Here is a 14,328-nt window from a genome sequence, read left to right as displayed (position 1 = left end):
CAGGCCGTTTATGCTCCGCCCAGCAGGCATTGGCCTGCTGGTGCTGATGCTTGTGCTGAGCGCTGACCAGCTCAGCAAGTTCTGGATTTTATATGGGCTGGACCTGCCTGCGCGGGGCTCCGTGGCTGTGCTGCCCTTCCTCAACTTTACCATGGTCTGGAACCATGCCGTGACATTTGGCATGTTTGGCGGGCTTGGTGGGGCAGGGCGGATTGTGTTTTCCGTCGTGGCAATGGTAGTAGCGTGTTGTCTGCTTGTGTGGATGGCCCGCACACCCAGCAAGCTGACGGCAGCATGTGTGGGGGCCGTGACCGGCGGCGCCATAGGCAACGTTATTGACCGTGTGCGCTATGGGGCTGTGGTAGATTTTTTGCACGCACATGCTTTCGGGTGGTCTTGGTATGTATTCAACGTCGCAGACTCCGCTATAGTGTGTGCGGTCTGTGTGTTGCTGTTGCAGAACTTTCTGTCCGATGGGCAGCAGACATCTTAGGCATAAGGCAGCCCGCGCCAGAGCGCGCGGTTTTCAGGATGAGTGGAAGGCAGATGATAGTGCGCCGTGTTTCGACCCTGATTTCTCCGGTGCTGCTGGTAGGCGGCTGCATGATGCTGAGCGGCTGCTCCGGGCATGAGGCCGCACAGGCATTCGGCCTTGAACGGAGCATGCCTGACGAATACACGGTCACAACCCGTGCACCGTTGTCCATGCCCCCTTCGGACGAACTGGTTAAGCCCGGCAAGGGCGATGACCGCAGGCAGGATGAGAGCGAGCGCCTGCAGGCACTCGAAACCCTCTCCCCCGATGTGGCCCTGCGTGGCACCAATGGGGACACCAGCGAAGGCCAGACCATTCTGGTGAACGAGGCAACGGCAGCGGCGGATGAACCCGATCAGGGCGAACTCGGTGCCGCAGGGTCGGGTTTTGTGGAACAGTTGATGTTCTGGAAAGGTGGCAAGGCCGGAGGCGTTGTGAATGCGGACGAGGAAAATCGTCGGCTCAAGACCAATGCAGCCCTCGGCGCTCCCCCCACCAAGGGTGTGACCCCCACCCAGCACCCCAAAAAGAAGTAGGATACGGGTCTGACCATGTCAGACCGGTCTGATCAGGTGAGTATGTCGGGGGATGTTCCCGTGCAGCCGCATGTAAGGCGGCTGCCGGAGGTTATTGTCAACCGCATTGCTGCGGGTGAAGTGATCGAGCGCCCCGCCGCTGCGGTCAAGGAACTGATAGAAAACGCCATAGACGCCGGAGCCCGCCGGCTGGACATCTCGCTCGATGGGGGCGGTGTGGAACGCATGATCGTGACCGACGATGGTGTGGGCATGGCCCCCGATGATCTGACTTTGGCGGTCGAGCGGCATTGTACCTCCAAGCTGGGGGACGAAACGCTGGTGCATATCAACACTCTGGGCTTTCGGGGGGAGGCGCTGCCTTCTATCGGGGCAGCGGCACGCCTGAGCATTACCTCCCGCCCAAGGGGGGAAAGCGGGGCATGGCGCATCCGGGTTGAGGGAGGCAAAACCTACCCGCCCGAACCTGTGGCCGGGGCGTTTGGTACCAGTGTTGTGGTGGAAGACCTGTTTTTTGCCACGCCAGCACGCCGCAAATTTTTAAAAAGTGCCCGGGTGGAAGGCCGCCACGTGGAAAGCGTTGTGCGCCGTCTGGCTCTGGCCGTACCCCAGACTGCCTTCCGCTTTGTGCTGGATGGGCGCGAGGTACTGGACCTGCCAGCACAGGACATGGCTGCGCGTGCCGCTGCCCTGCTGGATGCAAGCGAGGCAGATGGTTTTTTAAGCGTTGACGGCGTGCGCGATGGCATGACCCTGAGCGGCTTTATCTGCCCGCCATCGGTCCACCGTTCTACCGCCAATGGGCAGTTCATGCTGGTCAATGGCCGACCTGTGGTGGACCCGGTGCTTAAAACCGCTGTGCGCGTGGCGTATCGCCGGGTGATAGAACCCGGTCGCCACCCCGTTGTGGCCCTTATGCTCAGTGTGCCGCCAGAACAGGTGGATGTGAACGTACATCCGGCCAAAACCGAACTGCGCTTTGCGGATGAAGCGGCTGTGCGCTCCCTTGTGATTGGTACACTCCAGCGCGCGCTGGAGCATGGGGCGGGTGTTGCGGGTGTGCGCCCTGTCCTGTCCTCCGCACCGCGGGCAAGCCGCATCTGGTACCCGCCGGAGCAGGGGCAGGGTGCTCCCACGCCTGCTCCGGCCTATCCATCTGCTACGCAGGTCTCTGGCATGGCTGAGCCGAGGCTGATGTTTGGGGATACACCGGCCGCCAGAACCCTCCCCCCCGTATCTCCCGCCATGTCTTTTCCTTCCATGAGTGAGCAGGACATCAGCGCGTTTGGCAGAGACGCTCAGCAGGTGCCGGGGCAGGCGGCGGACAGTGGGCCGGACCATCCGTTGGGTGCAGCCGTGGCGCAGGTGCTGGATACGTATATTCTGGCCGTGGCGGCAGATGGCGCACTGGTGCTGGTTGACCAGCATGCAGCCCATGAGCGGCTGACACATGAGCGGCTGCGGGAGCAGTATCTGGGCGGGCGGGTGCAGGCCCAGCGTCTGCTTGTGCCAGATGTGGTGGAACTGCCCCGTGTACAGCAGGACCTGCTGCTGGCGCGCCAGCCCATGCTGGAAAAGCTGGGTGTGGAAATAGAGGAGTTTGGTGGAGGCTCCATTCTGGTCCGGGCCCTGCCTGCCATGCTGGGCAGGAGTGATGCCGTCAGTCTGCTGCGCGATCTGGCCGATGAGCTGGAGGCGGATGAAAACGGCGCTCCGGACGAAATGGCGTCCCTTGATGGCAAGCTGGATGCGGTGATCGCGCGCATGGCCTGCCACGGCAGTATTCGGGCGGGAAGACGCCTGACGCCGGAGGAAATGAACGCCCTGCTCCGCCAGATGGAGGCGACGCCGCGAGCCGGTACCTGCTCGCATGGACGGCCCACATGGCTACGGCTCAGCCGCAATGATCTCGAAAAATTGTTTGGCCGGCGCTAGGCGCTTCCGCGCGGCAAAGCGTGTGATCGGCGGAACGTGAACAACCCCCTGCTGGCCTCATGCGGTAAAAAGGCGCACTCTTAAAAAAGTGTCATTAAACCCGGATGGTGAGAAGCCGTGCAGCCAATCCTGCTTTCGCTGGTAACCTATCTTCCTCTTGCAGGCGCGGTTGCGGCCTTTCTCTGCCCCGGTCAAGGGCCGGAGCGGGACCGCACTGCCCGCTGGCTGGGGCTGTGGACAACGCTCCTGACATTTGGGTTGAGCGTGTTGATGTGGGTCGGTTTTGACCCCAACCAGCCCGGCCTGCAATTTGAAACGCGGCTGAACTGGTTGTCCGACTACGGTATTTCTTACCATACCGGGGTGGATGGGATCAGTCTGGTCTTTATTCTGCTGACGGCCTTCCTTACGCCACTGGCGTTGGGGGCGGGCTGGCGCAGTGTGCAAACACAGGGGCGGGATTTTGTGGCGGCCATGCTGCTGCTTGAAACTGCCCTGTTTGGCCTGTTCTCCGCGCAGGATCTGGTGCTGTTTTACGTCTTTTACGAGGCAACGCTTATTCCGGGCAGCCTGATGATTGGTATATGGGGGGGCAGCCGGCGGGTCTGGGCATCGTTGCAGTTCTTCCTGTTTACCTTTGGCGGCTCGCTGTTCATGCTGGTCGGGCTGATTACTATGTGGCTGCATGCGGGCACGACTGACATTCCCGCGTTAATGCATGCTGGTTTTTCCCACTCGTTGCAGGGCTGGCTGCTTTTGGCCTTTCTGCTGGCTTTTGGCGTCAAACTCCCGCTTTTTCCGCTCCACGCCTGGTTGCCCGATGCTTATACGGAGGCCCCAACTCCCGCCTCGGCCATGTTGTCGGGCGTTCTGTCCAAAACAGGAGCTTACGGGTTGCTGCGTTTTGGGGTGCTCATGTTCCCCGATGCAGTGCGTACATTTGCTCCCTATGTGCTGGCACTGGGTGTTGTGGCCATTCTGTACGCAGCCTTTGTGGCCTTTGCCCAGACGGATATGAAGCGCCTTATCGCCTATTCCTCTTTCTCTCACATGGGCATGATTGCGGTGGGGCTGTTTACACTTACAGCCGAGGGGATTGATGGGGCCATCTTTCAGATGCTCTCCCACGGTGTGGTGATCGCTGCCCTGTTCTTCTGTGTGGCGGCTGTGGCATGGCGGGCGGAAACGCGCGATATTGATGCACTGGGTGGGGTTGCGCGGCAAATGCCAGTGCTGGCTCTGCTGGCCATGCTGTTCACCATGGCCAATGTGGGGCTGCCGGGTACGGGGGCCTTTGTGGGTGAGTTGCTGGTGCTTATGGGGGCGGTGCACGTGTCCATATGGGTGGCGCTGCTGGCTGGTGGCACCATGATTATGGGCGCGGTTTACATGCTCTCGCTTTATCGGCGCGTTCTGTTCGGCAGTGTGCGCGGCACAGTAGGCCTGCTCCGTGACCTGACCGTGGGGGAACTTGCCGTTCTTGCGCCGTTGGCCGTGGTAACTGTGTGGATGGGCGTGCACCCGGGTACTTTCACCCGGCTTTTTGACCCCATGATTATGCAGGCCGTGCACGGCGGCATGGTCAACGTGGCCTCTTCTTCCGTGCATGACACGGTGCTGCATCTGGCCAGCAGGTAATGGTAGCGTATCGGGGCAAGTCCGCGTTACTACTCGGGAAGGGCTGGTCCGTCGGGTGCTGTGGCTTTGGTCCGTTGGGGCATAAGCACGGTACCCACAGACGCCAGAACAACACATAAAATACCGCACAAACGCATAAGAGACGGTGCCTCATGCAGCAGTATTGCGCCTGCTAGTGAGGCGGAAACGGGTTCCAGCTGCACAGCACGCCAAATTCACGGGCCGAGAGCTTTTGCATCGCCTGCATTTCCAGCGTGTAGGGCAGGGCGGACGAGCAGAGTGCAACAATAACGCTCACACCCAGCAGCAGCGGGGTCTGTATGCCCACCCAAAGGGCAGGAATGGTGCAGGGCATAAAAACAGCAGCTCCCCCGCACAGCATACCAAGCGAACATGCCTGCCCGGATGGGAGTTTACCGGCAATATTGCGTGCAAAAACAATATACAGCGCCCAGCACAGGGCTGCCAGCAGGGCAAAGACAATGCCAATGGGGTCTGGCCGTACAGCAGATTCGGGGCGCAGCAGCAGCACAAGCCCCAGCACGGTCAGGCTTGTCCACACCACATCGGTCCAGCGGCGGGTATGGATAAAGGACAGGACCAGCGGGCCGGTAAATTCGAGTGCCACGGTTGTGCCCAATGGCAACCGCCCCAGCGAGAGGTAGAAAAAATAGTTCATCGCCGCCAGCGACAGCCCATAAGGCAGAACCAGCCAGAGCACCCTGCGTGACAGGCTGTGCCATGAGCGAAAGAACAGCATGAGCATAATGGCGGCAAAAAAGGTGCGCAGCCCCACCATGCCCGCAGCCCCAAAAGTGGGGAACAGCATTTTGGCGTAGGATGAGCCAAATTGCAGGCAGAGCATGCCACCTACAACCTGCACGAGTGCTGTAAAACGCTCCCGTGCCGAAAAAACAGCAGTGCTCATGAACGGCTCACTTTATGGCCCTGTATGTGGCGGAACCGAAGGCTATAGGCTGATGGGTCAGATATCCAGCAGTTCATCAACCGAGCGGGCATGTTCCTGAATAAAGGCAAACCGGAGTTCGGGTTTGCGACCCATCAGACTTTCCACCCGCTCGCGCGTGCTCAGCCGGTCTTCTGGCGGGGCAATAACGCGCAGCAGGGTGCGGCTGCGCGGGTCCATTGTGGTTTCCTTCAGGTCCGCCGGGGGCATTTCCCCCAACCCTTTAAAGCGGGAAACGTCAATTTTGCCGCGTTTTTTGCTCAGGGCGGTCATTTTGCGTTCGCGGTCGGCATCGTCCATGGCGTACACGCTGTGCGCGCCCTGTGTCAGGCGGTACAGGGGAGGCTGCGCCAGATACAGATGCCCGTTGCGAATAAGCTCGGGGAGTTCGCGGTAGAAAAACGTCATGAGGAGCGATGCAATATGCGCCCCATCCACGTCTGCGTCGGTCATGATAATGACGCGGCCATAACGCAGCTTGGTCAGGTCGAATCGCTCACCCGACCCGCAGCCCAGTGCTTCAATCAGATCACGGAGTTCCTGATTGGCGCGCAGCTTTTCCGTTGTGGCACTGGCCACGTTCAGAATCTTGCCGCGTAGGGGGAGCACGGCCTGTGTTTCGCGGTTGCGGGCCTGTTTGGCAGACCCGCCAGCCGAGTCCCCTTCCACCAGAAAAATTTCGGTGTCGGGGGCGTGTTCTTTTGTGCAGTCAGTCAGCTTGCCGGGCAGGCGCAGGCGGCGGGTGGCACTTTTGCGCGGTGTGTCCTTGAGTTCGCGGCGCCGCAGACGTTCTTCCGCCCGGTCAATGGCAAAGCTGAGCAGCGAATCTGCCTGTGGTGGGTTTTGGGCAAGCCAGTGGTCAAAGCGGTCCCGCAAGGCGGTTTCGAGCAGCTTGCTGGCTTCTGCTGTTGTCAGTTTTTCTTTTGTCTGGCCCTGAAACTGAGGGTCACGGATAAAGGCGGACAGGCGGGCGGCAATCATGCCCAGAATGTCCTCGGCGGTAATGCTGGCCGCTTTTTTTATCGACCGCTGGTCCCCCCATGCGCGTAACCCCTTGAGTAGCGCATTGCGGAACCCGGTCTCATGCGTGCCGCCAAGTGGAGTCGGAATAGTATTGCAGTAGGAGATCAGCGATGCCGGGCCGCTCTCCAAAAAAGCGACAGCCCATTCCACCTTGCCGTTATCCGTCCCGTCCGCCTGAGGGGGCAGTGGGGCTTCCCCAGACCAGAAGGGGGTCAGCAGGGGGGCATTGGGGCCAAGTTCATCAGCCAGACTGTCGGCCAGCCCACCGGGGAAGTGCAGAACAGCTTCTGCTGGCGTGTCATCCCCTGCCTTGATCAGGGAGGAGTCGCAGGACCAGCGGATAGTGACCCCACGGAACAGAAAAGCTTTGGAGCGGCATAGCTTGTACAGGCGGGCGGGCACAAAAACATGCGTGCCAAAAATTTCCGGGTCGGGCTGGAAGGTAATCTGCGTGCCGCGCCTGTTTGGGGCAGCTCCCGCTTTTTCTAGTGCGGTTACAGGTTTGCCCCGCTCGTAGGACTGCTGCCACAAGGTGCGGTCACGCGCGATTTCCACATCCATGCGAGAAGAGAGTGCATTGACCACGGATGAACCACGCCATGCAGACCGCCCGAGGTCGCATAGGCCTTGCCCGAAAACTTGCCGCCTGCATGCAGGGTCGTCAGGATGACTTCCAGCGCTGAACGGTCGGGAAAACGCGGATGCGGGTCTACGGGAATCCCCCGCCCGTTGTCGCGTATGGCAAGCCGGTTGCCGGGGGCCAGATGCACGTCAATGGTGTTGGCGTGGCCCGCCACGGCCTCATCCATTGCATTATCAAGAATTTCAGCGGCCAGATGGTGCAGGGCACCTTCATCTGTTCCGCCAATATACATCCCCGGTCTGCGGCGGACTGGTTCCAGCCCTTCCAGCACCTCAATGGCGCTGGCGTCATACGCCTCTGGCTCCTGCCCTTTTGGGCGGGGTGCTGTGCTGGCGGGTTTGCGGGGCGGTGTGGGGGCGGAAAACAGATCGCTCATGCGGGAAGTCTGTCCCGCTTTGGCGTTGATTCGTCAAGCACCAGAGGCGGCCTGAGCGTTAAAAGCCCGGCATGCCGCCTGTGGTCGCCTGTCATTACGCGCCTTTGTGGGCTGCCCGACGGCGGACTGGTGCGCGTGTGGTGGTGGGGGCTGCGCAGCTTTCAAACGATGCAGGCTGGGTAACGTCCTTGGCATCGGAGTAATTGGAGAGGTCTTCCCCGGTATCCAGTGCATTGACCTCATCAAACATGGCCATGCGCTGCTGGCAGAAGATGGTGCCTGATTGCAGGCCACGCTCGGACTGCACATTGGCGAGCTGGGTGATGTAGTCATCATGCTCACGCTGTGCGCTCCGGCCAAAGGTGGAGCGGAAGTAGCCATTCAGCTTGTCTTCCTCGTTGAGCAGCACGGTGCGGAACTTGGCTACAAACGCATTGTAGCGGTCCTGCGCGCTGCACGAGAGAGCGGTTACCATCAACTCGCTTTTGAGCCCCTGCACGTTGAAGGCTTCATGCGCGGGGGAGTGGCCGCACGGACTTGCGGCAAAAGTAACGGAACCATGCAGAATGCCCGCGGTAAGAACACCCGCGGCAAGAAGACGGGAAAGGAACATACGGTAGGACCTCCGACAGATGCTGCTGAACGCAATAGCCTATTCGTGCAGGAAAGGAACGGCCTAATTTGTCATACCGTCATTTCCGGGGAGGGGGGCACATGGCCGTATTATGCATACATGGCCATTTCCTCCTCGCTGATCGTGGAGTTGTGTTGTGGCAAAATCTTGTTTTTGCCCCGACCTGTCTGGAAACAGAGAGGCAGGGGTGCCAAAAGGTGCGACCGGTACCTCTTTCTTCCTGCGACGGGATGATTTAAAGGCAGGGACGACCCATGCGGTCCTGTAGCGTGTTGCGCGGGTTGTGCCCGTGGGTGGCTACAGAATGGAACGCACCGGGTTGATGGTTGTATTAACAGGAATGAAGCGGAGCTGTGGAGTGCGCTTACGAGGAATTGCCGGGCTGACGCTAACTGCTGGCATGCTTGCCGGCTGCGCGACAACCGTGGGCCCTGTCCATGTCGGATCTCCCAATCCGTTTGGGTATCTCAAAAAGTCTGCCGTGTGCAGCACAACCCCCATCAAGAAAGAGGCCGACGGCCAACTTTCCACCACCATGACGGTCCGCTCTGACGACGGTCTGTGCGAGGTGCTTGTCTCCCAGCCCGATGGCAAGCCTTTCCTGTCCTTTGGAGTGGCGCCCGCTCCCGAGCATGGCAAGGCGTTCCTCTACTCGCTGGATAACGATACGCACGTAACCTACACGCCTACACTCGGTTATGCCGGGCAGGACAAGTTTACGGTTATTCTTATCCCCGGTCCCGGCCAGCAGCGTACCCGCCTGACCGTTACCGCGCAGGTAGATGCCACAGGCGTGTATATTCCGCGCCCTGCTGTTACGGCTCCCGTTCCCACAGCACCGGAAAAGAAAGCCACTACCAAGCGGACCTCTCGCTCGGCCAAGACCAGCAAGAACTGAGCAGGTCAGACAGTTTTATAAAAAAGAGCGGCACCGTATGTCACGGTACCGCTCTTTTTTGCCTGCTCCAGACCGGCTGGAGCAGCGTGGCAGATACTCAGATGGAAAAGGTAATGGGTTCGCTCTGCGGGCGCTTGAGCCCGGCTTCCTCAGCTTGACGGACCAGTTCGTCCAGTGTGGTCTGGCGCATCTGTTCGGTCAGTTTTGTGTCAAACCCACCCCAACAGGGTTCGATGACTTTATGGAAGAGTGGTCCCTGTGGGCCATCACTGCTCTCGGGGTCGTCATTGAGAACGGCTTCAATAATATTGATCAGGGACACATCACGCCGTGGGCGGCCCAGCCGGTAACCACCACGGGGGCCACGAATACTTTCCAGCAACCCTGAGCGCGAGAGTGCCTGCAGGAGCGGTTCAATCCCCCGGCGGGCCAGACCGGACCGCTCGGCAATATCTGCCGCACTGACTGCATTGGAGCGCCCGGCATGGAAAGCCACGTCCAGCATGATGAGAACAGCGGTCATTGCCCTGTCACGGCGGAGAATCATGCACGAAGTCCTTCCTGCTTGGCTTACGGTCTGGCCCATGCTGTGCCAGCCTTGCTGTGTTGAGTGCTTTATAGCAGGGGAATGCCTGTTTATCTACGTTGGAAATTCGTATTATAAGGCAGTTGAACATATAAACAGTTCAGGTAGGGACCAAATGCCATCAACAACGCACGATAACGAGGAATACGGCTTTGCAGCGCCTCGTGGGAGAGTTTACGACTCGGTTTTGAATGTGGTGGGTGGAACGCCTCTGGTCGCCCTGCCGCGTATCATGCAGGAAGATAAACTGAAAAGCCGCGTGCTGCTCAAGCTTGAGTTCTTCAACCCCCTCGGCTCGGTCAAGGACCGAATCGGCACGGCCATGGTGCTTGATGCCGAACGTAAGGGGAAGATTGTACCCGGGCGCACCCTGCTGGTGGAACCAACATCGGGCAATACCGGTATTTCTCTTGCATTTGTTGCCGCCGCACGTGGTTACAGGTTGATTGTGACCATGCCAGAGGGCGCATCCATTGAACGGCGGCGCATGGTGCGGCTGATGGATGCACAGGTGGAACTGACCCCCGCACGCCTTGGCATGGCAGGTGCCATTGCCCGCGCGAACGAAATTCTGGCGGAAACACCGGATGCGTGGATGCCCGACCAGTTTGACAACCCGGCCAACCCGGCCGTGCATGCCGCGACCACCGCGGAGGAAATCTGGGCAGATACCGCAGGAAAGGTCGATATTGTTGTTGCAGGTGTGGGGACTGGTGGTACCGCTACGGGCATTGCAGAATCGCTCAAACCCCGCGGTAAGGGCATACAGGTCTTTGGTGTGGAACCGGCTGAAAGCGCGATTCTGAACGGGGATGAACCCGGCCCCCATGGTATTCAGGGTATTGGTCCGGGCTTTTGCCCCGCAACCCTGCATGTCAAATCTCTGGATGGGGTTCTGACCGTCTCTGAGCGCGAGGCCATTGCTGCAGCCAGACGCTGCGCGCGGATAGATGGTATTCCTGTTGGTATTTCTTCTGGGGCGGCACTGCATGCAGCATTGCAACTGGCCAAGAAAAAAGAAAATACAGGCAAGACTATTGTGGCCATCGCTCCGTCTTTTGCAGAGCGTTACCTGTCCACCTCTCTTTTCTCCGGTTTGTAAGGCAGCTTACCCGCAGGAGTTTGCCGCGCATAAAAAAGCCCGCCTCCAAAGGGCGGGCTTTTTTGGGCAGGCTGAAAAGCTGCCAGTTAGCGGAAGATAATTTCCACCCGTCGATTCTGGGCTTCCTTGGTGTTCGGGGCCGTCTGCACCAGCGGGTGTGTTTCCCCATAACCATGAATATCAATGGTGGAGCCTGCAATGCCATCACGCATCAACTCGGCCTTCACCACCGTTGCGCGGCGGAGGGAGAGCTTCATGTTATACTCTTCCCCTGCCTTTTGGCCAGGATGGGCGGAGGAACTGTCCGTGTAGCCCGAAACGGTAATGCGGGTCAGCGCTACATGGGCTGCGGCCTGTGCCGCCTCATTGACAATCGAGCGCGCCCTGTCGGTCAGGTCAGCCTTGTCCCAGTCAAAGAACACCAGATAGCTGCGTGCGGCCTGCGGGGCAGGGGCAACGGTATTGGTAACCGGGGGAGGCGGGGGCGGTGCCGGATTGAACTCGTAGCGCAGACCCAGCATCATGGAATGGTTGAAGTCTGTTACGGTCTTGTGGGTGCCGCTCATGGTGGAGGACACGCCTGCAACGGCCGCTGTGGTGCCGCCAATGTCCCCGGTGGAGGTCACACCATGGGACTGCGGGCCAAACATGGTCCAGAATCGGTATTCCGCTGTGGCGGACAGACCAACAACCCAGGGAACGGGGAAGGACAGACCAAAGATACCCTGATAGGTCGCGTTGCCGTACGTACCACCCATACGCTGCGTTGTGGTGCCACCCGCTGCATTATGCCCGACCAGAGAGGCGGTGGTGGATGTCCAGCCATAGCCGACACCCGCCCCAAAATAGGGGAAAAGCCATGGCTTGCCGATATCCAGATCAAACAGGGCATTGACCATCACGCCATAGGTCTGGCGTCGGCCATCCCCTTTTGTGGTCATGGTGTTGGTCACAAGGCGGTTATACCCCATGTTGCGGTAGTCGCCTTCGACTTCAACACGGAAACCATTGCCAAGCCCCCAGCCGACAGAGCCGATTCCCACAGCGCCTGTCTTCCAGCGGTCCCGGCCATCGGGGAAGTTGGCCGAGCTTTTGACCCGCTGGTCCTGATTAAGGGATGCACCGCCTTCTCCGGCAATATACAGGCCCTGAACAGGCTGCGCGTGCGCGATAACGGCGGACAGCAGGAGGCCAGCCGCAAGCGGCGCAGAAAGCAGCGTTTGCGCAAGCAGTATCTGGCGCGGCTTCATGGTCTTCTCCCTGCTGTGGCAAAGGTTGTGCGATACATCACGTATGGCGTCTGATGGTACGAGGGCACACATGCCTGCCTTCTTTGCTGTAAAGTTGTGTATGACGCAACAGGCAGAAGCCAGAGTTTTCCCAAAGATATGGATTTTATGCGTCATAAATACCGCAGGCGTGTGGGTTAAGCCACAATACCTGCCTTTCTTGTCAGATCAGTATTGCTTCAAACGGAGGGCTGAAGTCCGTGGTTTCAATTTCAAGTACCCACAAGTCAGGGTCGTATTTGAGCTGGCGGTCAATGTAGGTCTGTATCTGGTCCGGGGGGACCGGGTCTGTGCCTGTTCCGCGCCGCCAGGCGGGTTCTCCCGCATCCGTACGGGTCTGGGAGAGAACAATGCCCTCCCCGTTGCGCCCGGCCAGCACAACCAGAATTCCCCCGGCATCGGGGTCCCCCTTGCGCAGCAGCATGGCCGAGCGTCCATCCAGTCCGGACTGGCGCAGCAGGGCGCGGGCAACAAGATCGGTGCGCAGGCGTGGGGGTGTGTCCGAACTCATGGTGCGGCAGATACCTGCGGGACGGAGGCCACGTCGTCGGGTATGGCGGTCGTGGCGGTTTTGTACCACGCGGGGTGGTTAATAAGCTCACGCGCAACGCTGACATCCCGGTCATTGCCCAAGGCCGCAGGGCATGCCTTGCGAATGGCCAGAATACTGGGGACCGTGAGCGGGTAGCGTGCCGCGCGGGAGGCGGTAATGGCTGCCTGATTGGCCAGCTTGCCAGTGGCGAGCATGTGCAGGGCGTGGTTTGTATCGGCCTCCCCCAGACTGGTGCAGATCTGGGGCATGACGCCTAGCCCCTGCAAGGGCCAGTGCAGCGGGGCTATCACACGGCTCCATGTGACAAACAGTTCGCCCTCATCAGGGAGTTGGGCCACGGTCTGCACCAGCCCTTTGCCCAGTGTTTCGCTGCCAATCACAACTGCGCGCCTGTGGTCAGCCAGAGCGGCTGCCAGAATTTCGGCCGCACTGGCGGTACGGCCATCCACAAGGACTGCAATGGGCAGGCCGTTGGTCATGTCCCCGCCCTGTACGGCCCAGATATGGTTGGACTGCGGGTCCCGTCCGCTGGTTACGGCGGCCACGCCGTGGTCAAGCAGCAGGGCTGCGGCAGTAACTGCCTGTTGCAGCACACCACCCCGGTTGCCGCGCAGGTCAATAATAAGGCCGCGGAGGTTTTTGTCCTGCGTGGCCTGATCCAGATACTGGCTCATCTCCTCCGCCGTGTCGGAGGAAAAAGCGGTGACTTTGAGAACAACAATCGGCCCGCTGGCAAAGGCGAACACCGTCTCCGGCGGCACCTTGGTGCGCCGCAGGGTAACCGTATGCGCCCGCCGCCGCCCCGGTGAGAGCAGGCGCAGGATAAGGGCGCTATCCTCTGGGCCACGGAGCCAGTCAGTTACGGTTGCGGCTGACTGGCCCGCCGTCAACTGGTTGTTAACGGCGATAATCCGGTCACCTGTATCAATTTCAGAGGTCCAGGCAGGGCCATTGGCGTTAATGGCGGAGACCACAACGTAGCGCCCACTCTGGGCAAGCGTAATGCCGGCATCTGCCTCGCCCCCGGTCCGGGCTTCTCGGTCGGTGCTGGCGGATGAGGGGCCGATATAGCGCGAATAGGGGTCCAGATGATTGAACAGCTCGTCAAAAAAAGCCTGCAACAGATCATCACGCCCGGCTGAGCGTACGGCAGCGGAATGGGCGCGTGCGGCTTCTAAAAAATCGGTGGCCAGTCTGGCCCACTCTTCCGTGCTGTCGGCCGGGGGAGCCGGGCGGGAGAGCAGGGGCTGCGGGCCTGCGAGCAACTGAATGCTCGCTCCACGGGAATCGAAGGTCAGCGTCGGGTCCAGAGCGCTCAGGCACCCCAGCCCCCATAGGGTAAAGTCCCGGCTGCTATGCGGCTCAAGGTGCGTGGCCCCAGAAATTCCAGTGCCGTGGTAATGACCGAATGCACGAGCGACATGTCCACCACAGGTGCCGGGGGCGGGGCAGGAGTATCTGCCTGTGGTTGCGGCGTGGGCACAGGTGGTGGTGCACTATTGCCCGGCTGGGTGGTGCTGGTTGCGTCAGTGCCAGCTGGTATGCTGGGTGGTGCGGGTGCCTGTGCGCTGGCGGGGGCACTGGCCGGGGCGGGTTGTGGTGTTGCTGGCGGG

At 60.2% G+C, this 14,328-nt stretch carries 11 protein-coding genes and 2 pseudogenes; 6 read left to right on the top strand and 7 right to left on the bottom strand.

The annotated features are described in order from the left end of the window. Positions 1–10: 10 nt before the first annotated feature. From lspA to JCM25146_RS07495, 4 genes are all read left to right on the top strand, one after another. Positions 11–493, top strand: a complete 483-nt coding sequence (gene lspA, locus JCM25146_RS07510; protein ID WP_035372203.1) for a signal peptidase II — start codon at positions 11–13, stop codon at positions 491–493. A gap of 56 nt (positions 494–549) precedes the next feature. Beyond that, entirely contained in the window at positions 550–1,071 is a 522-nt protein-coding gene (locus JCM25146_RS07505) for a DUF3035 domain-containing protein (RefSeq protein WP_081774786.1), read from the top strand. A gap of 15 nt (positions 1,072–1,086) precedes the next feature. Beyond that, positions 1,087–3,006, top strand: coding sequence for a DNA mismatch repair endonuclease MutL (mutL, locus tag JCM25146_RS07500; protein WP_025827023.1), 1,920 nt, complete (start codon positions 1,087–1,089; stop codon positions 3,004–3,006). A 117-nt stretch (positions 3,007–3,123) separates the two neighbouring features. Beyond that, positions 3,124–4,644 carry a complex I subunit 4 family protein gene (locus JCM25146_RS07495; protein WP_025827021.1) on the top strand — a complete coding sequence of 507 codons (1,521 nt, stop codon included), beginning with the start codon at positions 3,124–3,126 and terminating at the stop codon, positions 4,642–4,644. A gap of 172 nt (positions 4,645–4,816) precedes the next feature. On the opposite strand, the gene JCM25146_RS17990 is transcribed toward JCM25146_RS07495, so the two are convergent. The 3 genes and pseudogenes from JCM25146_RS17990 to JCM25146_RS07480 form a co-directional block, all read right to left on the bottom strand. Then, a complete protein-coding gene (locus JCM25146_RS17990) occupies positions 4,817–5,572 on the bottom strand; it encodes an EamA family transporter (protein WP_242400990.1) in 756 nt (251 codons plus the stop codon). Between the two features lie 57 nt (positions 5,573–5,629). Next, positions 5,630–7,653, bottom strand: a pseudogene (parE, locus tag JCM25146_RS17985) (DNA topoisomerase IV subunit B). 94 nt (positions 7,654–7,747) lie between these two features. After that, a complete protein-coding gene (locus tag JCM25146_RS07480; RefSeq protein ID WP_025827019.1) occupies positions 7,748–8,266 on the bottom strand; it encodes a hypothetical protein in 519 nt (172 codons plus the stop codon). Positions 8,267–8,645: 379 nt separating this feature from the next. On the opposite strand from JCM25146_RS07480, the gene JCM25146_RS07475 reads away from it, so the two are divergent. Then, positions 8,646–9,185 carry an Ig-like domain-containing protein gene (locus JCM25146_RS07475; RefSeq protein WP_025827018.1) on the top strand — a complete coding sequence of 180 codons (540 nt, stop codon included), beginning with the start codon at positions 8,646–8,648 and terminating at the stop codon, positions 9,183–9,185. Between the two features lie 97 nt (positions 9,186–9,282). Here JCM25146_RS07475 and JCM25146_RS07470 read toward each other — a convergent pair whose 3' ends face one another. Then, complete coding sequence (locus tag JCM25146_RS07470; RefSeq protein WP_025827017.1) at positions 9,283–9,732, bottom strand: RrF2 family transcriptional regulator; 450 nt, start codon at positions 9,730–9,732, stop codon at positions 9,283–9,285. 154 nt (positions 9,733–9,886) lie between these two features. Between JCM25146_RS07470 and cysK the strand changes: the two genes are divergently transcribed. Beyond that, a complete protein-coding gene (gene cysK, locus JCM25146_RS07465; RefSeq protein WP_025827016.1) occupies positions 9,887–10,873 on the top strand; it encodes a cysteine synthase A in 987 nt (328 codons plus the stop codon). An 86-nt stretch (positions 10,874–10,959) separates the two neighbouring features. Here cysK and JCM25146_RS07460 read toward each other — a convergent pair whose 3' ends face one another. The 3 genes and pseudogenes from JCM25146_RS07460 to JCM25146_RS17980 all read right to left on the bottom strand — a co-directional run. Next, the gene (locus JCM25146_RS07460; RefSeq protein WP_025827014.1) at positions 10,960–12,195 is read right to left on the bottom strand and encodes an OmpA family protein; all 1,236 of its coding nucleotides are present in this window, start codon (positions 12,193–12,195) and stop codon (positions 10,960–10,962) included. A gap of 130 nt (positions 12,196–12,325) precedes the next feature. Continuing rightward, positions 12,326–12,673: a DUF1491 family protein gene (locus JCM25146_RS07455; RefSeq protein ID WP_025827012.1), complete on the bottom strand. Its 348-nt coding sequence runs from the start codon at positions 12,671–12,673 to the stop codon at positions 12,326–12,328. Continuing rightward, positions 12,670–14,328, bottom strand: a pseudogene (locus JCM25146_RS17980) (S41 family peptidase); the annotation flags it as partial. The gene JCM25146_RS07455 and the pseudogene JCM25146_RS17980, both read right to left, overlap by 4 nt.

It is taken from the genome of Acetobacter okinawensis JCM 25146 (assembly GCF_000613865.1).
GTDB classification, from domain to species: Bacteria; Pseudomonadota; Alphaproteobacteria; order Acetobacterales; family Acetobacteraceae; genus Acetobacter; species Acetobacter okinawensis.
The sequence above is the reverse complement of the archived record's forward strand: the minus strand, read 5'-3'. Positions and strand labels throughout refer to the sequence as shown.